We start from the raw sequence: 24,175 nt of genomic DNA, 5'->3' as shown, positions 1-24,175 counted from the left end.
CCGACAAGCCACACATGGCTCATCTCGCTATCGGCGGGTCTGGTGGGAGACGACGGATGGGATTGCTTGTCGACGGCACCTGGCAGGATACCTGGTACGACACGAAGGACACCGGCGGCCGGTTCAAGCGAACGGATGCCAAGTTCCGCAACTGGGTCACCGCCGACGGCGAGCCCGGCCCGTCGGGCGAGGGCGGATTTCGCGGGGAGGCCGACCGCTATCACCTCTACGTCTCGCTTTCCTGCCCCTGGGCGCACCGCGCCCTCATCGTGCGCGCGCTGAAGGGGCTGGAGGAGGCGATCACGGTCTCGGTAGTCGATCCGCATATGGGATCGGAAGGCTGGGTCTTTAGCGATTCACCGGGCGCCACACCCGACACGGTGAACGGCGCGAACCGACTCTACGAGGTCTATCTGAAGGCAGTGCCGGACTTCACCGGTCGCGTCACCGTCCCCGTCCTCTGGGACCAGCAGCGCCGCACTATCGTCTCGAACGAATCGTCCGAGATCATCCGCATGTTGAACGACGCGTTCGGCGGCACCGGACCCGACCTCTATCCGGAAGCCCTGCGCGACGAGATCGATGCGGTGAACGCCCGCGTGTACGATGCCGTCAACAACGGGGTGTACAAGGCCGGCTTCGCGACGACCCAGGACGCCTACGAGGAAGCCTTCGACGCCCTGTTCGCCGAACTCGATTCCCTCGACGAGCGGCTGGGCAAGGCCCGCTACCTGTGCGGCGCGACGCTGACCGAGGCCGACATCCGCCTATTCACCACTCTGGTGCGGTTCGATCCGGTCTATGTCGGGCACTTCAAGTGCAACCTGCGCCGGATCGCCGACTATCCGAACCTCTCGCACTACCTGCGCGACCTCTACACCCTGCCCGGCATCGCCGGCACGGTGAACCTCATCCACATCAAGCAGCACTATTACGGGAGTCATCCGAGCCTGAATCCGACGGGGATCGTGCCGAAAGGTCCAGAGCTCGATCTCGACGCTCCCAACGACAGGGCGTTACGCTTCGGAACATGAGGCCGCGACCTTCGCGACATTGCCCTCGACAGATCCGACGACGGACATACATCAGCGCCATGAAGACACCATCCGCCCTCATCCTTCCCGCCCTCGCCGTCCTTGTCGCCTTGGCAAGTCCTGCGGGCGCCCAGACTGCGATCAAGCTCGAGGGCACATGCGAGAAGCTGATCGTGGCGGGATTGGACGTGACCCAGAACTGCAAGGACACGATGATGAACACCGTGTCCCGCAACCGGACGAGTTTCGACTTCTCCGCCTGGGACGGCCGCTCCCTGAGCTTCAGCGGCAGTGGGGCACAACAGGAGCGGACGGAGGAAACGGACGCTCTGCAGCCGATCAATCTCGTCGTTCCCGGCGAGAAGACCGACGAGGGCGTGGTTCGCGGACCGCTAGCGGCTGTCGGGTCGTGCAGCTTCAGCAACCCGCAGGAAGGCAAGACCGCGATCACCTGCGAGGCGACCTCGGCCAAGGGACGCTATGAGGCCCGTTTCGTCACGGACGCGAAAACGCCCCCCGGCGCGCCGAAACCCTGAGGCGGTGGTGCTGCGAGACGGCCGAAGCGCTTAGAGGCCGGGATGGTGTGAATAGCCCGAGTACCGCTCTGGTCCAGTTGATCCGGGGCGCCCATCTAGGGCTTGGACGAATCTGATCGGCCACCGGCGGCATCCGTTCCGTCGATCCGAGTGCGAGAGTTGAGGATGGCATGCTGAACGACGTTTCCACCGCCGGGGCGAGCCCCGCCGGCGGTCCCGCGAACCTCATCAAGGACGTCACCACCGCGACGTTTCGCGACGAGGTCATCACTGCCTCCCTGCAGCAGCCGGTTCTGGTGGATTTCTGGGCGACATGGTGCGGCCCCTGCAAGCAGCTGACTCCCTTGCTGGAGAAGGCCGTGACCGCCGCCAAGGGCGCCGTCATCCTCGCCAAGGTGAATATCGACGAGAATCCGGCGATCTGGTCGCAGATCAGCCAGCAGCTCGGGCTGCAATCGATCCCGGCCGTCATCGCCATCGACAAGGGACGTCCCGTGGACGGGTTCGTCGGGGCGCTGCCGGAAAGCGAGATCAAGGAATTCATCGCCAGGCTCACAGGTCCCGCCGGCCCGACGCCGGTGGAGGCGATGATGGCCGAGGCCGAAGCGGCCCTCGGCGAAGGCGACATGGCAGGGGCGTCCGAACTCTATGCCGCCGTCCTCGGGCAGGAGCCGGAGAACCTCGTGGCCCTGGCTGCCCTCGCGAAGATCCAACTCGATTCAGGCGAGGTCGCCAACGCGCGCCAGATTCTCGACATGGCGCCGCCAGAGAAGGCCGGTGACCCGGCTCTGGCGAGCATCCGCGCGGCGGTGGAGCTCGCCGAACAGGCGGCCTCCCTCGGTGATCTCGGCGTGTTCCAGAAGCGCATCGCCGCCGATCCCGCCGATTTCCAGGCCCGGTTCGATTTCGCTCTCGGCCTCAACGGTCTCGGGAAGCGCGACGAGGCGGTGGACGAGCTGATCGAGATCGAGCGGCAGGACAAGACCTGGAACGACGGGGCGGCCCGCAAGCAGCTCCTGACGTTCTTCGAGGCCTGGGGCCTCATGGACAAGGCTTCGATCCGGGGCCGGCGGCGACTGTCGACGCTGGTCTTCGCATGACGCATCAACGCCGGGGCGGAGAGACGCGATGAGCACCCATGCGGGCTACAAGGGACCGGGCGACTGCCCCGGCGTCATCCCGGTCTTCCCCCTGCCCGGCGCGCTGCTCCTGCCCCGTGGACAGATGCCGCTGAACATCTTCGAGCCGCGCTACCTCGCCATGGTGGACGATGCCCTGAGGACCGATCGCGTCATCGGCATGATCCAGCCCGACGTGGAAAGCGGATCGTCGCCAATGACGCCCAAGCTCTTTCGCGTCGGTTGCCTCGGCCGGATCACCCAATTCGCCGAGACCGGCGACGGGCGCTACCTCATCTCGCTTACTGGCATTGCACGGTTCCGCGTCGAAGGCGAACTCGCGACCACCACCCGTTACCGTCGCTGCCAGGTCTCCTACGACGATTTCCTCAGCGACTTCGAACCGCGAGCGGGCGAAGACGCAGTAGACCGCGAAGGCGTCCTCAAGGCACTGAAGGACTTCGTCGAGGTGAACGACCTCAAGGTCGACTGGGCGGGCATAGACGAGGCGCCCAACGAGGCCCTCGTCAACGCGCTCTGCATGATGAGCCCGTTCGGCTCGCGCGAAAAACAGGCGATGCTGGAGGCGACCGACCTCAAGACCCGCGCTGAAGTCTTGATTGCGGTGACCGAGATGGAGTTGGTGCGCGGATCGGGGTCCGAGCCGACCCTGCAGTGAAGCCGCGACCCGAGGACAATGACGATGACCGACGAAATCCCGACCGGCGTGGAAGCCACGCGCGTCGACCCCAAGCTCCTCGAACTCTTGGTCTGCCCACTGACCAAGCAGACGCTGGAATACGATTCCGTCCGCCAGGAACTGGTGAGCCGTTCGGCCAAGCTCGCCTACCCGATCCGTGACGGTATCCCGATCATGCTGCCCGAAGAGGCGCGGCCCCTGAACGATTGAGGCGAACGGTGACGGACCTCGTTCTCCCCACCGTCGCCATCGTCGCCACAGGCGGCACCATCGCGATGAAGACCGACCCGGTGACCCATGCACCGGTGCCGGCTTTGTCCGGAGCCGACCTCGTCGCCGCCGCGCCGGGCCTGGAAAAGCTCGCGCGGATCACCGTGACGGAGTTCTCCAACATTCCGAGCGCGGAGATGGGTCCGGACCTGTGGCCCTCGCTGACACGGACCGTCGAGGGATTGCTCGCCGATCCCGACATCGCCGGAGTCGTGGTGCTGCACGGGACCGACACACTCGACACCACCGCCTATTTCCTCGATCTGACGCTGCGCAGCGACAAGCCGGTCGTGGTCATCGGCGCGCAGCGCAACGCCTCCGACCGCGACAGTGACGGCGCCCGCAACCTGCTCAATGCGGTACGGCAGATCCTCACGCCCGCCGCCGCATCCCTTGGCGTGACGGTGACGCTCAACCACGCGATCAACGCGGCGCGTGAGGTGAGGAAGACCCACACCCACAACGTGGAGACCTTCCATTCGGGCGAGACCGGCTACCTCGGCACCATCGACGAGGATCGCGTGGTGATCCGCCGGTCGCCCATGCGACGGCAGACCCTGCCGCTGCCGGATCGGCTCGCCAGAATCGCCATCGTGGCGATGTATGCCGGTGCCGATGGCAGTCAGGTCCACCATGCCGTGGAGAGCGGCGCGGAAGGGATCGTGGTGGCCGCCCTCGGCATGGGCAACGTCAATGCCGCGCTCCTCGCCGCGATCAGGAGCGCCATCGCCCAGGGTGTCGCCATCGTCATCGCCACAAAACTGGAGAACGGCCGCGCCCTGCCCGTCTACGGCTTCCCCGGCGGCGGGAGCACCCTGAAGGCGGAGGGCGCCGTTTTCGCCGACGACCTGTCGCCGGACAAGGCCCGCGTGCTGGCCCTCCTCACGCTGCCGATCACGCAGGACCGCGACGCGTTGCAGGCCTATTTCGATCGTTGAAACGAGCGTTGATCGGAGGTGCCATCGCTCGACACCGAAGCATTGCCAATATCGAAGCGATACCGGCTCGGCTATAGCTTGCACGCCAATTCATACCGCGCCTGATTTGTACGCCCCAATTCGCCATTTCGCCTTAGCATTCGCCACCATCTGCCTACCATAACGGCGAAGCTTACCTTGGCCGATGCCATAAATTTGCCCTGAGCATCAAAGATCTATACAATCCATCAACTCACAAAACGCATGGTTCCTATCAAGAGCGCCGAAAGGCTGCCCATGGGAATCTGCGAATTGTCTCAACTCAGGGGGAAACATGTCGAAACTCGTGGCTGTGCTGGCGCTCGGAGCCGGACTCTCATCCGCTCATCTTCAACCGGCCGTCAGCCGCGAGGGCGGCAATTTCAATGGCGCATGGTCCGTCGAGCTCGTGACCGAAAGCGGTATCTGCGACAGCCGTTACAGCTACTCGGTCTCCGTCCAGGACGGGCAGGTCCGGCTCATCTCCTCTGCGGACCGGGCTACGATGACAGGTCGCGTGGGCACCGATGGAACGGTGGGGCTCAATGTCTCGAATGGCAGCGCAAGCGGCGCGGCCTCCGGCCGGCTCGAGGCCCGTTCGGGCAGCGGCACTTGGAAGGTTTCGCCCCTCTGCTCGGGGCGCTGGACGGCGCGGCGTCAGACCACGCGCACCGCCCAAGCCGAATAGGTTTCTTTAAGCGGCGGCGAGCCAGCTCCGCGCCTCGTCGATATGGGCGCGGTCGAAGGTCTTGATCTTGGCAGGTGAGACCTTGCCGAACGTGTCGGCGACCATGCGCAGCCAGGATGCGTCCGTGACCAGGGCGACGTGACTGACGCCCTTCATCATGGCGAGGCCGAAGCGGACATCCTTGAAGAAGGCCGCCGGCTCCATGCCCTTGAACTCGCGCACGTCTTCCAGCAGCTTGAGCTTACCGCCCTTGTCGAGATCGGCCTGCATGGCGGTGATGACGGTGTTCATGTCCTCATCGGTGATCTGGCCGTCGACGACGATTTCGGCCACGTTCGAGTCCGGTGTCTTGGTGTAGGTCAGCACGTGCAGCACTCCTGGTCGGGTCGAACGCACCATGCGAACGTCGGACCAGACTTATAGGAAACTCTGGGGGTCCACGTCGATGGCGACCTTCACGTTGCCGCGAACCTTCGGCCCGCGCCCGAGCCAGTCGCGCAGATAGGCCTGGAGATCGACGGCCCGCTCAGTCTTCACCAGCAGCCGGAACCGGTAGCGTCCTCGGATCAGAGCGAGAGGGGCCTCGGCCGGCCCAAGCACCATGATGCCCTCCGGCGGTTCGGCGGCCCGCGCCAGGGCCTGTCCATGCGCTTCCGCCACCTCGCGCTCGTTTGCCGACACGATGAGGGCGGCGAGCCGCCCGAACGGCGGCAGGCCGGCGGCCTCGCGCGAGGCGATCTCCTCCTCGTAGAACCGGGTGGCATCGCCCGAAAGCAGAGCCGCGATCACCGGATGATCCGGCTGGTAGGTCTGGACCAGGGCGCGGCCCAGCTTGTCGCCACGCCCGGCACGGCCCGTCACCTGCTGGAGCAGCTGGAAGGTCCGCTCGGCCGCACGCGGATCGCCGGAGGTCAGGCCGATATCGGCGTCGAGCACGCCGACCAGGGTCAGATGCGGGAAGTTGTGGCCCTTGGCGACGAGCTGGGTACCGATGACGATGTCGCATTCCCCATCCGCCACGCTCTGCAACTCTGCGCGCAGGCGCTCGGCCCCGCCGGGAAAGTCGGAGGAGAGGACGATCACGCGCTTGTCGGGAAACAGCTCGGCCACCTCCTCGGCGATGCGCTCCACCCCCGGACCGCAGGGGGTCAGGTTGTCGAACGTGCCGCATTCGGTGCAGGCGTCGGGCCGGCGCTCGGCATAGCCGCATTGGTGGCAGACCAGCGCCCGGCGGAAGCGATGCTCCACCAGCCAAGTCGAGCAGTTGCGGCACTGGTAGCGGTGGCCGCAGGCCCGGCACAGGGTGAGCGGTGCATAGCCACGGCGGTTGAGGAACAGCAGCGCCTGATCGCCGGCCTCGATGGTGGCGCGCACGGCGTTGACCAGGGGCGGGGCGAGGAAGCGGCCCTTCTCCGGCTTGTCGAGGCGCATGTCGATGGCATGGATGTCCGGTAGCCGCCGCCCGCCGAACCGCTCGGGCAGGACGATATGGGCGTAGCGCCCCTTCTCGGCATTGACCTTGGTCTCGATGGAGGGGGTCGCCGAGGCAAGGACCACCGGGCAGTTCTCGAGACGGCCGCGCACCACCGCCATGTCGCGGGCGTGGTAATGGACCCCGTCCTCCTGCTTGTAGGCAGCCTCGTGCTCCTCATCGACCACGACGAGGCCGAGATCGCTGAACGGCAGGAACAGGGCCGAGCGGGCACCGACCACGACCGCGACCTCGCCCGCCGCCACACCGGCGCGCAGGCGCTCGCGGCGTTTCGAGCCGATGCCGGAATGCCAGGTCGCCGGGCGGACACCGAAGCGCTCGGCGAACCGGTCGAGGAACTGCGCCGTGAGCGCGATCTCCGGCATCAGGATGAGTGCCTGATGCCCGTGCCGGACGGCTTCGGCCACGGCTTCGAAATAGACCTCGGTCTTCCCGGAGCCGGTGACGCCTTCGAGGAGGATTGTGGGCGCCTTCGCATCCTCCGACGCGGGAAAGGCGAGGCCGATGAGTTCACGGGCTGCCTGGTCTTGCGCCTCCGACAGGGGGACGCGCTCGTGGTCCGGGTCAGGCGGGAGCGCCACCGGCTCCGGCGCCAGGGCCACGGCCTCCAGGGCGCCGTCATCGATGAGGCCATCGACCACGCTGAGCGAGACGCCCGCCTCCTTGGCGAGCGCGCTCTTGCCGCGCATCGTCCCATCGGCGGTGACCGCCAGGACCTTCATCCGCGCCGGCGTCGGCCGGGCGGGCGGCTTGCCCGAACCGCGCACGCCGATCCGCGAGGTCTCGCCGCGCGCCGCCTCGTCGGGCAGGCGCAGGGCCATGGCCAGTGCCGAGCCCTTCGGGGCCAGGGTGTAGCGAGCGAGCCAGTCGACGAGTTCGCGCAACGGATCGGAAAGAGGGGGCGCCTCGACCCGGCCCGTCACCTGCCGCAGGTTCGAGCCGCCGGGGCTCTCCGCCACCTGCCAGACCACCCCCACCGTCTCACGCGGCCCGAGCGGAACCTGCACGACATCGCCCGGCGACAGGACCAGCCCGGCGGGCACGGCGTAGCTGTAGGCGTTGTCGAGCGCGAGCGGGATCAGGATATCGGCGACGCTGGGCATGGGCTCTTCTGCACGGGAACCATGTTCTATGTACGTACTCTCTCGCCGGATCGCGAACGCTCGCCGCGCCCCAGACCGATCGCCACCGGAAGGGCCGCGAGACTGACCCCGCTCATGCCCCAGAAGCCCGACGCTCCGTAAGCGGCGAAGAGCGGACCGGACGCAAGCGTGAACAAAGCTGATGACAGGCCGAGGCCGAGGGGACCGTAGAGCGTCAGCGCGGTGGCGGTGAGATCCGGCGGCACGCAGCGTTCGATCTCCTTCAGGCAGGCGAGATGCAGGAGCGCGAAGGTGAGCCCGTGCAAGCACTGGATCGCAACGAGCGCCGGAAGTGCCACGGTCTCGGCACTGATCCCCCATCGCAATGCCCCGGCGACGGCTGCCAGCCCGATCGCCCGGCCCGGATCCAGCCGCCTCAGGATCCACGGCCCGGCAAGGAGGAAGACGAGGATCTCCGCCGCCACCGCCTCCGACCAGAGCAGGCCAGCGATCCCGGCCGGGATGGAATTCCGGCTCCACAGGATCATCGCGAAGGCATCGTGCATGGCATGCGCGCCCATGACCAGGGAGGCCGCCAGCACGACGCGACGGAAGCGCCGGTTCGCCAGCACCTCCGAGACGCCCAGCCGCGGCCTTGGTCTGGCCGCCACCTCCGGCGGTCTGCCCGTCCCAAGTCCATTCGCAGCGAGACCGGCGGCGACAAAGAGACCGCCCCCGATCAGGATCGCGGCCTCAATCCCGAGCCCAGGCACCAGCCAGCCGACCACGCTCGTCGCGAGGATGAAGGCGGCCGAGCCAACGCCCCTCACCCAGCCGTAGACGAAGCGCCGACCGTTTTGCGAGGCGGCCATGGCGAGGGCGTCGCTGAACGGCGCCAGGGGGGCGGTGAGGACGGCATAGGCAAGGCCGACGGCGAGCAGGTTCGCGAATCCCGTCACCGCGAGGTGCCCGAAAGCGGCAAGTCCGGCGAGCGCGGCCGCACCGGCCAGGACCGGGCGGACGATGCCCCACCGGTCGGCGATCCACCCGGCGAGCGGTCCCGCCACCATCCGCACCAGGATCGCGAGGGCGATGAGCCAGGCGATCTCGTGCGCCGGCAGCCCACGCCGCTCGAGGAATAGCGGCAGGAATGGCGAGAGCGCTCCGTATCCAGCATAGAGCGCAACGAAGAGGGCGAGATGGCGGGCCAGCGGCCGACGGTCGTCGGTACGGTCGCTCACGCGAGTGTGGCCGGCATCGTGCGTTTCCTCGCTTGCGTCATGGCGACCGCCGGCACTACCTCGACCGCCGCCCCGGAGAGTGTCGGGCGCAGTGCTGCGGGGAGCAACCCGATGACGGCTTCGCCAGTCGACCTCAAAGGCAGGAGCGCGGACGCGAGGAAGACGGACGGTGCCGAGGGCATCGTACTGCTTCACGGCATCGCGCGGCGCTCGGCCTCCCTCGGGAGGATGGAGCGCGCCTTTCGCGCCGAGGGATACCGCACTCTCAATCTCGATTACCCCGGGCGAAAGGCCACGATCCAGACGATCGTCGAGGGTGCGGCACCCCAGGTGACGGCGTTCGCGTCCGGCCTCCGCCGCCTTCATTTCGTTACCCATTCCATGGGCGGGCTCGTGGCGCGGGGGATCATCACCCGGTATCGCCCGGCCAATCTCGGCCGCGTGGTGATGCTGGGACCGCCGAACGGCGGCAGCGAAGTGGCTGACTTTCTGCATCGGATGAGGCCATACCGGCTGTTCTTCGGACCGGCGGGCGCACAACTCACCACCCACCGCTCGGAGGCCCTCACCACGCTCCTCGGCGAAATCGATTTTCCCCTGGGGGTCATCGCGGCGGACCGCTCGGTCTGGCTGATCGAATCCTTCCTGATCCTGCCCCGCCCCAATGACGGGCGCGTGAGCGTGGCGCGGACGCGGGTCTCCGGCATGAGCGATCACCTCACCCTCCACACCACCCACGACCTGATGATCCTGAACCGCGCCGCGATCACCGCTTCGCTACGCTTCATCCGGCACGGGCGGTTCCGAGACGCTCCCGGCATCGAGGAGGCGACGCAAACCGCCGCCGTTGCCGCTTCGGCATCGCCCCCCTATCTGTGACGGCGCATCGGCACGCCTCTCGCTTCGACCGGCGCGTCCATCGGGAGACCTCATGCGGTTGCCAAGCTCCACCCTCGCCATCGCCTTCGGCGCCATCGCCGCCTCTACGGCCATCGCCGAGGCGGCGCCGATGCGATTGGCCGGCCACCGCGCGGTCTACGATCTGTCTCTGGCCGAAAGCCGGGGGGCACGGGCGGTCGAGAGCGCACGGGGACGCATCGTCCTCGATTTCAGCGGAGATGCCTGCAAGGGCTACACGATGCAGACCCGGCAGGTGACGGAACTCGATAGCGGCGAGACCGGCAAGCGCCTCTCCGATCTGCGCAACACCACCTTCGAGGGCGGCGACGGGCACAGTTTCCGCTTCAAGACCAACACGGTGCTCAACGGCAGCGCATCGACCTCGGTGGATGGCACGGCAGAGAGCGGCGCGGACGCCCTGAAGGTGAAGCTGAAGGAGCCCAAGCGCGACCAGTACACCGAGAACGGCTCCGTGCTGTTCCCGACTCTCCACATGCGCCGCATGATCGAGGCGGCACAGGCCGGCGAGACGACGATGTCGGCCAGGGTGTTCGACGGGTCGGACGACGGCCGCAAGATCTTCGACACGCTCGCGGTGATCGGCAAACCGATCACCGCCGAAGAGCCTGCTAAGGATGGCGGTGCCGACAGGGACAAGCCCTTGCGGGACGGGGAAATGGCGGCGATGCGGCGCTGGCCGGTGACCCTGAGCTACTTCACCCCCGGACAGGGTGAGCGCACCCCGGTCTACACCCTCACCTTCCTCCTCTACGAGAACGGCGTCAGCGGCGGGCTCAGCCTCAATTACGGCGACTTCACCATCGCCGGCGACCTCAGCCGTCTCGACCTCCACAAGGCCGACGCAAAAACTGAGGCCGAGTGCAAGCCGTGAGACCCGGCGCCTTTCAAAGCCCGTGAAGGGCGGTCGCCGGGGGCGGCTCGCAGGGCCCGGAGGACACCCTTACGTTGCCGAGCTTCGTCCTCACCCGAACTCGGCATCCGGATCGGCCGGCCCGAGACGGCGCCACGCCGCGGCGATTTGTTCGGGCTTCACGTCGAGGGCCGTGGCGCAGGCGATCAGAACCGCCTCGTCGCCCATGAGATGGTCGAGGACCGCAGAGAGGAAGGCCGGATCGGTGGCGCTTTCCCGTAACGTGTCGGGTGTCAGACCGGAAGAGGCCATGAAGGGCAGCAGCCTGTCGCCGTCCTCCGCGAGCCATCCGAGCACCGAGATGGCGAGGTGCTCGGCGGATTCTTCGGGACGGTCGGATTTGCGTTTCGTCAACATGTATCCCTTAGGTTCTCATCGAGCGGGACGTCGGTCCTTCCAGAATGCGCCGCCAGCCTGCCGGGAACAATGAGCCATGCCGAAGACCGTGCTCATCGTCGAGGACAACGAACTCAACATGAAGCTCTTCAACGATTTGTTGGAGGGGCACGGCTATGCGACGCTCAAGACGGCCAACGGGATCGAGGCGATCGAACTCGCCCGCGCCCACAGGCCCGACTTGATCCTGATGGACATCCAGCTTCCCGAGGTCTCCGGCCTCGAAGTCACCAAATGGCTGAAGGAAGACGACGACCTCAAGCATATCCCCGTCATCGCCATCACGGCCTTCGCCATGAAGGGCGACGAGGAGCGCATCCGTGAAGGCGGCTGCGAGGCCTATCTCTCGAAACCGATCTCCGTGGCGAAGTTTCTCGCCACCGTCCGCCTCTACCTCGGCGACGGAGCCCGTTGATGAGGGCCACCGTCCACAGGGTCGCCCCGTCGAACCCGTTAGAATCCGCGAGGAACGATGTCGGCCCGCATCTTGATCGTCGATGATCTCTTTCCGAACGTGAAGCTGCTCGAGACGAAGCTGTCCCTCGAGTATTTCGACGTTCTGGCGGCCATGAACGGGCCGGATGCCATCTCGATCTGCGAGAAGGGCCTGTGCGACCTCGTTCTGCTCGACGTGATGATGCCCGGCATGGACGGTTTCGAGGTGTGCCGGCGCCTCAAGCGCAACCCGACCACTGCCCATCTCCCCGTCGTGATGGTGACGGCCCTCGATCAGCCGTCGGACCGGCTGCGCGGCCTCGACGCGGGGGCCGACGACTTCCTGACGAAACCGATCGACGACACCGCCCTGTTCGCGCGGGTGCGCAACCTCGTCCGGCTGAAGGCGGTCACCGATGAGCTTCGCGACAGGGCGCTGGCCTCGCGGGAGTTCGGCATCGGCGATCCCCTGGCCCTCGCCGCCGCCGGGGACGGCCAGAACGCGTCGATCCTGCTGGTCGAGGACCGGAAGAACTCGGCGGAGCGGCTTTCGGCGGCCTTGAACCAGCACCATCGGGTCACGGTCGTGGCGGACCCGCACGACGCGATGGTCCTCGCCACCGAGGGGGATTTCGAACTGACTCTCGTCAGCCTCGACCTCCAGGGGTTCGACGGCCTGCGCCTCTGCAGCCAGGTCCTGTCCCTCGACCGTACCCGCACCATGCCGGTGATGATGATCGCGGAGGAGAACGACAAGGCACGGGTGATCCGCGGCCTCGAATTCGGCGTGCACGACTATCTCATGCGCCCGGTGGACCGGAACGAACTCGTGGCCCGCGTGCGCACCCAGGTGCGGCGCAGCCGTTTCTCGGACACCCTGCGCGGCGCCGTCCAGGCCTCGATGGAGATGGCCGTCACCGACGGGCTCACAGGGCTCCACAATAGACGCTACCTCGACAGCCATCTCGCGGTGCTGTTCGACGACGCCGCCTTGCGCCACCGTGCCGTATCGATGCTGATGCTCGATATCGATCGGTTCAAGTCCATCAACGACACCTACGGTCACGAGGCGGGCGACGAGGTGCTCCGCGCCTTCGCCGACCGTATCCGCCTTCATACCCGCGTCGTCGACATCGTCGCCCGCTATGGCGGCGAAGAGGTCGTCATCATCCTGCCCGACGCGGAACCGGAGGCCGCCCATGTCATCGCCGAGCGTATCCGCGAGCGCATCGAAGCCGTCCCGTTCCTGATCGACCAGGAGACGCGGGAGATCCACGTCACCGTCTCCATCGGGGTGGCGTGCCGCCATGTCGACGACAAGGGCCCGGCGGATATGCTTAAACGTGCCGATCTCGCCCTCTACCGCGCCAAATCCTCCGGCCGCAACCGGGTGGAAGCCGAAGCGGCCTGAGATCGATCCGAGCGGTCGCAGCGGTAGGGTTCCATCCCGGCCTCGCGTGTCCAGGCGACGGCGGCGCCGAGGGCCGCGATCCACCAGCCCTGCCAGGCGCCGTGCTCCACGAAGGCCACCGCCGTGCAGGAGCCCACGAGGCCGAGCGCCACCACGCCTTCGCCGCGGGGCATGCGGGCGATGAGCGCCAGCATCATCATCAGGATCGCGCTGGCAAGGCCGGCGCCGACGATGCCGAGCTCGGCCCAGATCTGCAGGAAGATGTTGTGCGGGTGGCCCACCGCGAGCATCGGCCGCAGTCCCGGCTCGATCCGTGCGGCGACAGGCGTCTCGATGAACCGCGCGGAGGTCCCGAAACCCGCACCCCTCCAGGGATCGAGGGCCACGGCCGCGCCGAAGCTGCGGGCGATGGCCACCCGTGCCCGCGAACTGCTCTGCACGAGCCGTTCGTGGACCGCATCGGGCATCACTTTCTGGAGGATATCCCCCTCCACCGGTGCAAGGACGAGGGCGAGGCCCAGCATGGCCCCCACAATGGCGAGCCCGACCCGCCGCGGGGTCAGGACGGCGATGAGGGCCGTGACGGCGCCGGCTGCGAGCCCCAGGGCGGCGGCGCCGCTGATCGATCGCAGGATCGCGCCGGTACCGATCACGAGCACGAGGAGTGCCGCGATTCCCTGCCCGCGCCGGTGGAGGAGATAGGCCAGGGGCCCCATCACGGGCAGGATCGTCAGGGCGGGACGGTTGAAGACGAACAGCGCCACCCGCGAGCCCATCGCCCGATGGAGAGGAAGGTGGGCGGCCAGGGCCACGACGATGTACAGGCCGGCGAGCGCGATGGACCAGGCGGCGAGCCGGGGCGTGAAGGCCGGCATGTTCCCGGGCGCGAGGCGGGCGAGGAGATAGGCCCCCGCGATTGTCGGCAGGAATTCCTGGATGTTGCGCCAGGACAGATCCTGCGCCGGACTCCAGGCGATGCTGGCCAGCGACCAGACGACGAAGCCGAGGGCGGCAAGACCGATCGGCGTGGCGAGGGGCCTCGCCACGAACCGCGTCGTAGCGCGCGCATCCTCGATCAGCCCCGCGACGAGGAAGAACAACGCGGCGAGGCCGACGACGGTCGGGCTCGACCGGTTGGCGAGCGCCATCGCCACCGGAAGGATGGCGAGCGTGACGGCACCGGCGGTGCGCAGAAGCGCGACCGTCTCCGATCGAGGTGGGAGAGCGAACATCGGAGACGGGCGGACCGGGCGATTACTGGAGTTCGTGGCCGCGCTTACCCATCTCGGCACGCACGCGGACCATCATGTATTCGGACACGCCCTGGGTCCAGTTCTGCATGGCCTGGACGATCTCGTCGAGCACCTGCGGCTGGGTCTCGACGTAGCGCTTGCCCGCTGCCGAATGGAAGAAGGCGACGATCTCGGTGAGCTCGGCCTCGGACAGGCGGCTCGCGTAGATCTTGGCGGCCGTCTCGATCATCATCTGCTTCTGCAGTTCCATCTCCGGCGCCAGAGAGGTGAGAACCTCATCGAGGTCCTTGGTCAAGTCCGGACGGGTGATGGCCGCCTGCTTGATCTGCTGGCCGAAGGCCGGAAGAATCGAATCGAACGATCGGGCGATACCGGAGCTGAGGGTGACCTCACGCGCCAGCGCCAGATGGTTCGGCGTGTAGGTCGGCTGCTGGGCGGCGGGCGTCGACGGCGCGGCGGGCTTGGCGCCGGGCTTGGCCGGCGCGGTAGGCTTCTGCGCCTGGGCGTGCACGATCGTCGGAACCGAGGCGGCGAGCAGTGCGGCGAGAATGGAGCCGGTCAGGACGGAAGAGAGGCGGCGGGACATGGCGAACGCTCCGGAAAGGCGTGTCGATCAGGATATCGAAGGAGGGTGGAGGCGCGTCAGACCGCGCCGAGACAGGTGACGTGCGCCTGCCCGTCACGGGCCTCCGCCAGGACAGCGCCGGTGGCGAGGCCGAGGAACAGACCGTGCTCGACCACGCCGGGCACCGCCCAGAGCGCGGCGGACAGGCGTTCGGGATCGGCGATGGCCTTCAGATGGGCGTCGAGGATGAGATGGCCGCCATCGGTCACGAAGGGCGTGCCGCCGGGGCCGGCACGCAGGACGAGGTCGCCCGCGCAACCGGCGCTCTCGATGGCCTGGGCCACGGCGATGCGGGTGGCGCCGAGCCCGAACGGATTGACCTCCACCGGCAGCGGAAACGCGCCGAGGGTCGTCACCGATTTCGCCGCGTCGGCGATCACCACCATGCGGCGGCTGGCGAAAGCCACGATCTTCTCGCGCAGGAGCGCACCGCCGCCGCCTTTCACCAAGCGCATCCGTGCATCGATCTCGTCGGCACCGTCGATGGTGAGGTCGAGTTCGGGCAGGTCTTCGAGCGTGGCCAGGGGGATGCCGACGCGCTCGGCGGCGATGCGCGTCGCCTCCGAAGTCGGGACGCCCGTGACCCTGAGCCCGTCACGCACCCGCGCGCCGAGCAACTCCACGAACACGTTGGCGGTGCTGCCGGTCCCGATGCCGAGCCGCATTCCGTCCTCGACGAGATCGAGGGCGCGGTCGGCGGCGGCGCGACGCAGGTCGGGACCGCTCACGAGGAAGCCCCGTTGATCGGGAGGGAGGGGGCGAGATGCATGGGCGGGCTCTCGGGCTACGGGCTGGGCCGCTGAAAGTCCGGTGGCCCTAGCACGGCTGGCAACGCCGTCCAACGCGGCTGTCGCCGAACATGCGCGCCGATCGCCGTCAGGGGCGGGTGTTCTGGGGCGGCGTGGCACTCGGCCCGGCGCGGCCGGGCGCCTGTCCCGTGGCCACGGCTTCCTCGGGACCGCTGGCGGCCGGGTTCGCCTGGGCCGTACACACCACCGCCTCCTTCTGAAGCTGGACGTAGCAGATGCTCATCTCGCCGGTGCGGTAGTTCACGCGGAACACCCCGGCCTCGCGGGTGTGGCGGGAGGCAACGAGGCCGTATTCGGACGGGGCCTGGGCGCTGGCGCCCTCGCCGGAGCCGTAGCAGACGGTGAGGCCGACACTGCCTACAGCGCCTTCGCGCAGCCCGTACTGGCAGGACGTGACCTCGCCCGTGACCTTGTCGACGCGGTAGACCCGGTTGAGGTCGATCTGCGGCGCGGGGACGAATTCGAAGGAGGCGGCGCGGGCACCCGCGGCCGTAGAGGCGAGAAGGGCCAGCGCGATCCCTGCCCGGCATCCCATGGCTCGCCACGAATGGGTGGAGGCGGCTGGAACGGCGGATATGAACGCACGGTCGGTCGGCAGTGTCGAACGCATGGTCGCCTTCATGTCCTGATGCAGACAGATGAATCTTGCAGGGAAATCTCGCGGCCGCCTCCCTACAGCGGCCTTGCGGCGCAACCGTGACCCGCTCGCGGCGGCCTTGATCGCATCATGGCCGGATTCTACAGCATCGTGGCACGGAAAGCAGCCCGACCTGTGCGTTAAGCCTTTGCGTGTGCATCGGATTTTTCTCGGCCTGCGGCGTCCGTGCGCCCGCCCACCGTCACGCCATCATCCAGCCCGAGATCACCCGTCGCCACTCCACCAACCTTGAGAGTCCCCATGCCAAGCCTGCCGCCCATCGTCGTGTTCGACCTCGACGGAACCCTCGCCGAGACCGCGGGCGATCTCGTCGGGACCCTCAACGCGATCCTCGCCCGCGACGGACTGCCGACTCTCCCCCTCGACCGGGCCCGCGACATGATCGGCGCCGGGGCGAAAGCACTGATCCAGCGCGGCTTCGAGGCCGCAGGCGAACCCATCGACGACGCCCGCCTGCAGACGCTCTTCGTCGATTTCCTCGACCATTACGGCCGGCATCTCAGCGAGCATTCCTACCTGTTCCCCGGTGTCGAGGCGGCGCTCGATACGCTGAGCGCACGTGGCTTCCTGCTGGCGGTCTGCACCAACAAGGTCGAGGCCCATGCCAAGCAGCTTCTGCAGGAGCTCGGCGTCGCCGGACGCTTCGCCGCCATCTGCGGCCGCGACACCTTCCCGGTCTACAAGCCGAACCCGGCCCATATCACTCTGACCGTCGAGCAGGCCAAGGGCGACGTCTCGCGCGCCGTCATGGTGGGAGATTCACGCGCGGATATCGACGCGGCCAAGGCGGCGGGGATTCCGGTCATCGCCGTGCCGTTCGGCTATACCGACCTGCCGGTGGAGCAACTCGGCCCCACGCGGGTGATCCAGCATTTCGATGAGTTGGTGGGGGCGGTGGATGCCCTTGTGCCGGCTATCGCTGCGGCTTGAGGGAATGGTGGGCGCGACAGGGATCGAACCTGTGACCCTTCGCGTGTGAAGCGAATGCTCTCCCGCTGAGCTACGCACCCGGACCGAGGGCCTTCTAGGGCGAGGCCCACGCGCCCGTCAAGGGCCTCTGTCGCCTTCTCGCTAAGCCGGCATCAGAGGGGGGGGGTCGGCAGCTCGCCACCGGAGACGGTCCTCGCCCCCCTCCGACGGGATGCGGTCCGGGACGTTATCCGCCCCTCGGGGCGTTGTCCGCCGAGCCCAGGCGCATGAGCAACGCCACCGGGATCAGGCCGACGACCACGATGAGCAGGGCGGCGACCGCGCCGTCCTCGTAGGTGCCCCGCACCGCCTCCCCGTAGAGGTGTGTCGCCAGGGTCTCCACGTTGAGCGGGCGCAGGAGCAAGGTCGCCGGCAGTTCCTTGACGCAGTCGACGAAGACGAGGAGCGCGCCGCTGAGCACGGCCGGCCATGTCATCGGCAGGTGCACGCGCATCAGCGTGCCGACGGGGCCCCGGCCGAGCATGCGCCCGGCTTCCCCGAGGGAGCTCGGCACCTTCGCCAGGCCTGCTTCGCAGGCTCCGACACCGACCGCGAGGAAGCGCACAAGATAGGCGATGACGAGAGCGCCACCCGCACCGACGCCGATGAGCGCCGGAGCGACGCCGAACAGCGCCGTCGTGATGCGGGACAGGGAGGCATCGGCGAGCGCCAGCGGGCCGAGCAGCCCGATCGCCAGGATCGCCCCGGGGAGCGCGTAGCCGAGGGCGGCGATGCGGATCAGCCCCTGCCCGAAGCGCCGCGCGACGAGGCGGGGGCCGGCGGCGGCGAGGAACCCGCAGGCTGCCGCGAGCAGAGTAGCGAGGCCGGCATAGAGCAGAGTGTTTCCCGCCTCGGCGATGACGCCTCGGGGAAATCCGAGCCGGGTGACGCGGGCGATGGCGGAATGGACGAGATAGGCCGCCGGGATCAGGAAGCCGATGGCGATGGGGAAGAGGCCGAGGCACAAGGCGGCCGCGGCGGAAGCACCGGACAGGCGATGGCGGGCCATGCCGCGCTGGCGCTGGGCCGTGCCGGCATAGCCGCGCCCGCGCCGGCCCCAGCGCTCGGCCGCCAGCAACAGGAGCACCATCGCCAGCATGACCAGGGCGATCTGCGCCGCGCCGGGCAGGTCGGACCGGTTGATCCAGGTGGCGTAGACCTGCACCGTCAGTGTCCGCACGCCCAGGAATTCGGCGGCGCCGATATCGTTGAGCGTCTCCATCAGGGCGAGACTGGTGCCGAGGGCGATGGCGGGGCGCGCCAACGGCAGGGCGACGTGGACGAAGACCGCCGTCGGCGAACGCCCGAGGATGCGCGCCGCCTCGATGAGAGTGCCCGCCTGCATCACGAAAAGCGCCCGCGTCGGCAGATAGACGTAAGGGTAGAGCACGAAGCCGAGGAGCAGGATGCAGCCCGGCAGGGACCGGACCTCCGGCAGCAGCAGATCCTTCGGCCGTGCCACGCCGAGAAGCTCGCGCAGGGTGCTCTGGACCGGGCCGATGGGATGGAGCAGGTCGAGATAGGCGAAGGCGACGATGTAGGTCGGCACCGCCAGGGGCAGCAGCAGCCCGATTTCCAGGAAGCGGCGGCCTCGGAACTCATAGGCCGAGACGAGCCAGGCCGAGCCGACCCCGAGCATGACGACGAGGAGCCCGACGCCGCCCAGGAGCAGTGCCGTGGTGATCGTCGCCTGAGGCAGGACATGCGCCAGGAGATGCGGCCAGACCTCGCTCGACCCTCCCGCCGCGGTGAGCGCCAGGGACGCCACCGGGCTGAGGATCAGGGCGGCGAGCGCGAGGGCTCCCGCCGCCCAGGCCATGGGGGCGATGCGCAAGCGCGGCGCCGCACTCGGAGCGGCCTCGGAGCCGATCGCGGGCTGCGATCGGGCCAGTTCGACGGCGGCCGACATCGGCCGGGGCTTCAGTTGTCGAAGCCCACCGTATCCACCAGCAGGCTCGCCGCCTTGCGGTTACGGGCGATCTCGGCGAGCGGCACGGTATCGATGGTCAATGGGCCGAGCGCCGTGAGCTGGGGGTCGATCGGCGCACCCGCCTTCACCGGATACTCGAAATTGGCCTTCGCATAGAGGCCCTGGCCTTCGTCGGAGACGAGGTATTCGAGAAGCTTGACCGCCTCGTCGCGGTTCGGCGCGCTCTTGGCGACAACCGCACCGGAGACATTCACATGAGTGCCGCCGCTGGTGAAGACCGGCAGCACGACCTTAATCCCGTCGCCCCATTTCTGCTGGTCCGGGCCACCCTTGCCCGAGCGCATCAGCCCGACATAGTAGGAGTTGCCGAGACCGACGGCGCAGGTTCCGGCCAGGATGTCGCGGGCTACGTCACGGTCGCCGCCGGCCGGCTTGCGCGCGAGGTTGGCCTTCACGCCGGTCAGCCATTCCTTCGCCTTATCCGGCCCGTGCTTGACGATGTAATGGGCGATGAGCGCGGTGTTGTAGGGGTGCTGGCCCGAACGCAGGCAGAGCTTGCCCTTCCATTTCGGGTCGGCGAGATCCTCGTAGGTCAGGGCCTTCTCCGCGAGGTCCTTGTCGGCATAGGCGACGCGGGCGCGCATGGAGAGGGCGTACCAGAGGCCGCCGGCATCGCGCAGGGGCGCCGGAACGGCGGCTTCCAGGGTCTCCGTGCGAACCGGCTGGGCGAGGCCGCGATCCACGAGCTCGATGAGATTGCCGATATCGACGGTCATCAGCACGTCGGCCTTGGACCGCTCGCCCTCTGAGGCCACACGCTCGGCAAGGCCCTTCTCGACGAAGACGGTGTTGACGGTGACGCCGCTCTTGGCGGTGTAGGCATCGAGCAGAGGCTTGATCAGGCCAGGCTCACGGGTGGTGTAGATGTTGACCTCGGCGGCGGTCGCTCCGGCGATCCAGGCGAAGGCGGTCGCACCGCCGATCAGACATTTCGAGACCCAACCGACCATGACGTCCATCCCTCTTCTCTCAATGACCGGTTCTGGGCCGCATCTTCGAGAGAAAAGCAAGACTTATGTCCTCAGTTTATCATCGTTAAAAACTATACTTCTGGATATTACCGGGCACGAACAGCAAGGCTCGGTTAATCCAGTCCGGCGGCAAAAACCAGCCCCGCTCCCTTCGCAACGGTCAGGCCCACACGATCGCCCTCCCCCGCCGATGTCTCTTGGGAGACCGTGAGTCGGAACGGTTCGGGAAATCCATCCGCCGCCAGGGTCAACTCCACGACGGGCCCGAGGAAACGCCGCCGGATCACCCGCGCCGGATGACCGGATTCTGCGTGCCCCAGCCCGATCGCCTCGGGCCTGACGCAGGCGGTGACCGGCGCACCGTCCTCGATCCCCGGCGCCGGAAACGCGCCGAAAGGCGTCACCGCAGCGCCGTCGATGCAGCGCGTGGGGAAAGCGATGAGATCGCCGAAGAAATTCGCGGCGAACCACGAGACGGGGCGGCGATAGAGATCCGCGCCGGTGCCGATCTGGACGATGCGCCCGCCCCGCATCAGGACGATGCGGTCGCTCACTAGCAAGGCCTCCTCCGGATCGTGTGTCACCAGGAGCGCGGTGGCGCCGGTGACGCGCAGGACCGAGAGCGTATCGGCCCGCACCCTGTCGCGGTTGCGCCGGTCGAGATTCGAAAATGGCTCGTCGAGAAGCAGCACGCGCGGCCCCGGCGCCAGGGCACGGGCGAGTGCCACGCGCTGGCTCTCCCCGCCCGAGAGCGAGCCGGGATAGCTCGCGGCCCGGTCGGCGAGGCCGACCAGCTCAAGCCGCGCCTTCGCGACGGCATCGGCTTCATCGGCGCGCAGCCGGTGAAGACCGAAGCGGACGTTCTGCAGGACGGTGAGATGGGGGAACAGGGCGTAATCCTGGAACATCAGGCCGACGCCGCGCTCCTCCGGCGGCACCCGAGCGCTCATCGCTTGACCATCGAGCAGGACCAGCCCGCCGCTCGGCTGTTCGAGGCCCGCCACCGCTCGCAACAGGGTGCTCTTGCCGCAACCGGAATCACCGAGAAGCGCGATGACTTCTCCAGCCCGGACCGCGAGGGACACGTCGTCGAGGGCGTGTTTGCGGCCGAACTCGACGCTGAGCCCGCGCGTCTCGAGGCGCGGCGGCACCTCGCCTGGGCGGCGTCCCTCGGTCGGATCGGTCGCGGCCATGACCTGCCTCTCGCTACTCGGCTCGTGCTGAAATACGCGCTTCTCGCCCGATCCCGCCGCAGGTCAAGGGGAAGCTTGGCCAGCGGGCGGCGCGGCCGGGGGTGGACGAGGGATTACGCCTTCGCCGTCACGGAGGAGCCGCGTCCCGGCCGGCTCTTTCGCAGTGCGCGCGGGACGCCCCCGACGGTTTGCCGGTGGAAAGTCCCCCCCTCCTTCCGGGTGCTCTTGCATCCGTGTCGAGGCGTCCTGTACGGTTCCGGTCGTCGTCGTAAGGGTGCCCTGCGCGACCACCATCCGTATGGCAACGGACGGAGTGGCCATGCGAGGTGTCGCAGGGATCGTCCCGTGTCGGTCGGGGGAATCGAGCGGATGTCGGAGGGGGCGATGACGGATACCGGTGCTGGCTGGACGGATGAGCGTGTCGAGGTACTGCGGCGCCTCTGGGACGAGGGACTGAGCGCGAGCCAGATCGCCGCGCAGCTCGGTGGCGTCACCCGCAACGCCGTCATCGGCAAGGTCCACCGGCTGGGTCTGTCGGGCCGCGTGAAAGCGGCGGATTCGCCCGGCAACGGCCGTAAGAAGCCGGCAATCCGCGAAGCCGAAGCCGACAACGTCGTGGAACTCGCGGCCGAGCCCGTCGCCGCGCCGAGCCTGCTGTTTCCCGAGACGAATGCGGTGGTCGCCGCCCAGAGCATGCCGCTCGCCGTGTCCAAGCGTGTGACCATCATGGATCTGCGCGAGTCCATGTGCCGCTGGCCGCTAGGCGATCCGACATCGCCGGAATTCCACTATTGCGGCGACCGCTCGATCACCGGCCTGCCCTATTGCACCCACCACGCCGAGATCGCGTATCAGCCCGCCGCCGAGCGCAAGCGCGACCGCAGGGTCGGCGGCTTCCGCTGAGGCCATAGGGGGTCTCGGCTTCCTTGTCGCCGCCGCCTCGGGGCGGTTACGTCTCCGGCCCTGTCGCAGGCCGGGAGAGCCCCCTTCACCACCCGATCCCACGAACGTTCAGACCGTCCGCCAATATGGGGTGGAGGGTCACGGCCTGTCATATCTGCGACGAATGAGCGGGATGGGGCGGCCCCGGTGAATTCCCCGCCTTAGGCAGATGCTTCGATGCGCGTCCCGGGCAGCTCCCCCCGCCCGGGCGCGGTGCGGAGGGATGCGCCGCAAGTGGCGGCCTGCGTCAGGCCGCCTTCTCGGTCTCGAGTCCGGCGAGGAGGATGCAGAGGGCGATTCCCTCCGCCGCCGCCTTAACGTCCGAGAGCGTGGGGAAGGTCGGCGCAAGACGCAGGGTGCGGTCATGCGGGTCGCGTCCGTAAGGAGAGGTCGCGCCGGCGGGCGTCAGAGCGATGCCGGCCTCCTTGGCCAAAGCCACGGTCCGCTGCGCCGCACCGTCCACCGTATCGACGGTGATGAAGTAGCCACCTTCGGGCGTCGTCCAGGTCGCCGCGCCGGTTCCGCCGAGGCGGGCCTCCAGAGCATCGAGGACGGCCTGGAATTTCGGCGCGATGAGCGCGCGCTGCTTCTCCATATGCGCCTCGATGCCGGCCATGTCCTTCAGGAAGCGGACGTGGCGCAGCTGGTTGAGCTTGTCCGGCCCGATGGTGCGGAAGAAAGAGCGGCCGAGGAACCAGCGTACGTTCTCCGGGGAGGAAGCGAACATGGCGATGCCCGCTCCCGCCAGGGTCACCTTGGAGGTCGAGGCGAAGATGAAGGGCCGGTCGGGATGGCCAGCCTCTTCGCAGAGGGCGAGGATGTCGGCGAGGGGGTGGCGCGTCGCGGTGAGGTGGTGGACGGTGTAGGCGTTGTCCCAGAACAGGCGGAAGTCGGGGGCGCCGGTCTCCATGGAAGCGAGGCGCCGGACAGTCTCGTCGGAATAGGTCTCGCCGCTCGGATTGGCGTATTTCGGCACGCACCACATGCCCTTCACGGCCGGATCGGCGGCCAGTTTCTCGACGACGTCCATGTCCGGCCCCTGGCCGGTCATGGGGACGGGCAGCATGCGGATGCCCAGGGCCTCGCAGATGGCGAAGTGGCGGTCGTAGCCGGGAACGGGACAGAGGAAGACCGGCTCCTCCTCCTTCGACCAGGGCTTCACCGAGCCGGGCACGCCCTTCAGCAGGGCCCAGGCGATACAATCGTGCATGAGCGCGAGGCTCGAATTGTCGCCGATGACGATCTGGGCCGGCGGCGCCTGCACCATTGGCGCGAAGAGGGCACGCGCCTCGGGCAGACCCTGGAGGCCGCCATAATTGCGCGCATCGTCACCCGCCTCGGCGAAATGATCGCCGTTGCCGGGCAACGACATCATCGCGCTGGACAGGTCGAGCTGCTCCGGCGCCGGCTTGCCACGGGTCATGTCGAGCTTGAGGCCGCGACTCTTGAAAGCCTCGTAGGCCTCGCGGGTCTTCGCGTGAAGCGCGTCGCGGGCGGCGGGATCGAGGGAAGCCAGACTCGTCATGGGAATACGCTCACGTCGTTGTGTGATTGTCCCCGTCCATACCGGCTGCG

General features: G+C 68.0%; 25 protein-coding genes and 1 tRNA gene. 13 read left to right on the top strand and 13 right to left on the bottom strand.

The features are described from left to right. Window positions 1–56: 56 nt before the first annotated feature. The 7 genes from ASF08_RS01105 to ASF08_RS01075 all read left to right on the top strand — a co-directional run bounded on the left by ASF08_RS01105 (window position 57) and on the right by ASF08_RS01075 (window position 5,302). Window positions 57–1,034: a glutathione S-transferase family protein gene (locus tag ASF08_RS01105; RefSeq protein WP_056140191.1), complete on the top strand. Its 978-nt coding sequence runs from the start codon at window positions 57–59 to the stop codon at window positions 1,032–1,034. A 59-nt stretch (window positions 1,035–1,093) separates the two neighbouring features. Further along, on the top strand, window positions 1,094–1,570 hold the full coding sequence (locus ASF08_RS01100) for a hypothetical protein (protein ID WP_018045217.1): 477 nt from the start codon (window positions 1,094–1,096) through the stop codon (window positions 1,568–1,570). A 170-nt stretch (window positions 1,571–1,740) separates the two neighbouring features. Next, complete coding sequence (locus ASF08_RS01095; RefSeq protein ID WP_056140188.1) at window positions 1,741–2,670, top strand: thioredoxin family protein; 930 nt, start codon at window positions 1,741–1,743, stop codon at window positions 2,668–2,670. 28 nt (window positions 2,671–2,698) lie between these two features. Next, on the top strand, window positions 2,699–3,367 hold the full coding sequence (locus ASF08_RS01090; RefSeq protein ID WP_056140186.1) for an LON peptidase substrate-binding domain-containing protein: 669 nt from the start codon (window positions 2,699–2,701) through the stop codon (window positions 3,365–3,367). 24 nt (window positions 3,368–3,391) lie between these two features. Next, window positions 3,392–3,598 carry a Trm112 family protein gene (locus ASF08_RS01085; protein ID WP_056140807.1) on the top strand — a complete coding sequence of 69 codons (207 nt, stop codon included), beginning with the start codon at window positions 3,392–3,394 and terminating at the stop codon, window positions 3,596–3,598. Between the two features lie 8 nt (window positions 3,599–3,606). Continuing rightward, complete coding sequence (locus ASF08_RS01080; RefSeq protein WP_056140184.1) at window positions 3,607–4,596, top strand: asparaginase; 990 nt, start codon at window positions 3,607–3,609, stop codon at window positions 4,594–4,596. Between the two features lie 313 nt (window positions 4,597–4,909). Further along, the gene (locus ASF08_RS01075; RefSeq protein WP_056140181.1) at window positions 4,910–5,302 is read left to right on the top strand and encodes a hypothetical protein; all 393 of its coding nucleotides are present in this window, start codon (window positions 4,910–4,912) and stop codon (window positions 5,300–5,302) included. Window positions 5,303–5,308: 6 nt separating this feature from the next. Here ASF08_RS01075 and ASF08_RS01070 read toward each other — a convergent pair whose 3' ends face one another. From ASF08_RS01070 to ASF08_RS01060, 3 genes are read right to left on the bottom strand one after another with little or no spacing between them, the layout of a single operon-like run. Then, window positions 5,309–5,668 (bottom strand): STAS/SEC14 domain-containing protein, encoded by a 360-nt coding sequence (locus ASF08_RS01070; protein WP_026176180.1) that lies wholly within the window; start codon window positions 5,666–5,668, stop codon window positions 5,309–5,311. A gap of 51 nt (window positions 5,669–5,719) precedes the next feature. Next, window positions 5,720–7,897 (bottom strand): primosomal protein N', encoded by a 2,178-nt coding sequence (locus ASF08_RS01065; protein ID WP_056140178.1) that lies wholly within the window; start codon window positions 7,895–7,897, stop codon window positions 5,720–5,722. Between the two features lie 26 nt (window positions 7,898–7,923). Further along, window positions 7,924–9,117: an MFS transporter gene (locus tag ASF08_RS01060; RefSeq protein ID WP_056140170.1), complete on the bottom strand. Its 1,194-nt coding sequence runs from the start codon at window positions 9,115–9,117 to the stop codon at window positions 7,924–7,926. A 111-nt stretch (window positions 9,118–9,228) separates the two neighbouring features. Here ASF08_RS01060 and ASF08_RS01055 point away from each other — a divergent pair, with 111 nt between their 5' ends. Further along, complete coding sequence (locus ASF08_RS01055) at window positions 9,229–9,996, top strand: alpha/beta fold hydrolase (protein WP_244474415.1); 768 nt, start codon at window positions 9,229–9,231, stop codon at window positions 9,994–9,996. Window positions 9,997–10,048: 52 nt separating this feature from the next. Continuing rightward, a complete protein-coding gene (locus ASF08_RS01050; RefSeq protein WP_147829858.1) occupies window positions 10,049–10,909 on the top strand; it encodes a cell envelope integrity EipB family protein in 861 nt (286 codons plus the stop codon). 90 nt (window positions 10,910–10,999) lie between these two features. Here ASF08_RS01050 and ASF08_RS01045 read toward each other — a convergent pair whose 3' ends face one another. Continuing rightward, entirely contained in the window at window positions 11,000–11,305 is a 306-nt protein-coding gene (locus ASF08_RS01045) for a DUF3572 domain-containing protein (RefSeq protein WP_018045228.1), read from the bottom strand. A 76-nt stretch (window positions 11,306–11,381) separates the two neighbouring features. On the opposite strand from ASF08_RS01045, the gene ASF08_RS01040 reads away from it, so the two are divergent. Together ASF08_RS01040 and ASF08_RS01035 are read left to right on the top strand one after the other, a co-directional pair. Further along, window positions 11,382–11,759, top strand: a complete 378-nt coding sequence (locus ASF08_RS01040) for a response regulator (protein ID WP_018045229.1) — start codon at window positions 11,382–11,384, stop codon at window positions 11,757–11,759. Between the two features lie 57 nt (window positions 11,760–11,816). After that, window positions 11,817–13,190 (top strand): PleD family two-component system response regulator, encoded by a 1,374-nt coding sequence (locus ASF08_RS01035; protein WP_018045230.1) that lies wholly within the window; start codon window positions 11,817–11,819, stop codon window positions 13,188–13,190. Here ASF08_RS01035 and ASF08_RS01030 read toward each other — a convergent pair. The 4 genes from ASF08_RS01030 to ASF08_RS01015 form a co-directional block, all read right to left on the bottom strand. Further along, window positions 13,139–14,422: an O-antigen ligase family protein gene (locus ASF08_RS01030; protein WP_056140164.1), complete on the bottom strand. Its 1,284-nt coding sequence runs from the start codon at window positions 14,420–14,422 to the stop codon at window positions 13,139–13,141. The genes ASF08_RS01035 and ASF08_RS01030 overlap by 52 nt on opposite strands. A gap of 22 nt (window positions 14,423–14,444) precedes the next feature. Continuing rightward, entirely contained in the window at window positions 14,445–15,029 is a 585-nt protein-coding gene (locus tag ASF08_RS01025; RefSeq protein WP_056140161.1) for a DUF2059 domain-containing protein, read from the bottom strand. Between the two features lie 56 nt (window positions 15,030–15,085). Continuing rightward, window positions 15,086–15,796: a ribose-5-phosphate isomerase RpiA gene (rpiA, locus tag ASF08_RS01020; protein WP_056140158.1), complete on the bottom strand. Its 711-nt coding sequence runs from the start codon at window positions 15,794–15,796 to the stop codon at window positions 15,086–15,088. A 148-nt stretch (window positions 15,797–15,944) separates the two neighbouring features. Then, window positions 15,945–16,412, bottom strand: a complete 468-nt coding sequence (locus tag ASF08_RS01015; protein WP_056140801.1) for a hypothetical protein — start codon at window positions 16,410–16,412, stop codon at window positions 15,945–15,947. Window positions 16,413–16,775: 363 nt separating this feature from the next. Between ASF08_RS01015 and gph the strand changes: the two genes are divergently transcribed. Then, window positions 16,776–17,465: a phosphoglycolate phosphatase gene (gene gph / locus ASF08_RS01010; RefSeq protein ID WP_056140151.1), complete on the top strand. Its 690-nt coding sequence runs from the start codon at window positions 16,776–16,778 to the stop codon at window positions 17,463–17,465. Window positions 17,466–17,470: 5 nt separating this feature from the next. Here the strand turns inward: gph and ASF08_RS01005 are convergent. The 4 genes from ASF08_RS01005 to ASF08_RS00990 form a co-directional block, all read right to left on the bottom strand. Further along, window positions 17,471–17,545 (bottom strand) — tRNA-Val (locus ASF08_RS01005). A gap of 146 nt (window positions 17,546–17,691) precedes the next feature. Beyond that, on the bottom strand, window positions 17,692–19,413 hold the full coding sequence (locus tag ASF08_RS01000; RefSeq protein WP_443136795.1) for an ABC transporter permease: 1,722 nt from the start codon (window positions 19,411–19,413) through the stop codon (window positions 17,692–17,694). Between the two features lie 11 nt (window positions 19,414–19,424). Next, a complete protein-coding gene (locus tag ASF08_RS00995; RefSeq protein WP_056140148.1) occupies window positions 19,425–20,453 on the bottom strand; it encodes an extracellular solute-binding protein in 1,029 nt (342 codons plus the stop codon). A 125-nt stretch (window positions 20,454–20,578) separates the two neighbouring features. Next, entirely contained in the window at window positions 20,579–21,658 is a 1,080-nt protein-coding gene (locus ASF08_RS00990) for an ABC transporter ATP-binding protein (protein WP_200931809.1), read from the bottom strand. Window positions 21,659–22,042: 384 nt separating this feature from the next. Here ASF08_RS00990 and ASF08_RS00985 point away from each other — a divergent pair, with 384 nt between their 5' ends. Further along, entirely contained in the window at window positions 22,043–22,561 is a 519-nt protein-coding gene (locus ASF08_RS00985; protein ID WP_056140793.1) for a GcrA family cell cycle regulator, read from the top strand. A 286-nt stretch (window positions 22,562–22,847) separates the two neighbouring features. On the opposite strand, the gene ASF08_RS00980 is transcribed toward ASF08_RS00985, so the two are convergent. Continuing rightward, the gene (locus ASF08_RS00980; protein ID WP_056140145.1) at window positions 22,848–24,125 is read right to left on the bottom strand and encodes an aminotransferase; all 1,278 of its coding nucleotides are present in this window, start codon (window positions 24,123–24,125) and stop codon (window positions 22,848–22,850) included. Between the last annotated feature and the right edge of the window lie 50 nt (window positions 24,126–24,175).

Source organism: Methylobacterium sp. Leaf85, assembly GCF_001422125.1.
Taxonomy (GTDB): Bacteria; Pseudomonadota; Alphaproteobacteria; order Rhizobiales; family Beijerinckiaceae; genus Methylobacterium; species Methylobacterium bullatum.
This window is presented reverse-complemented; position numbering and strand designations above follow the sequence as displayed.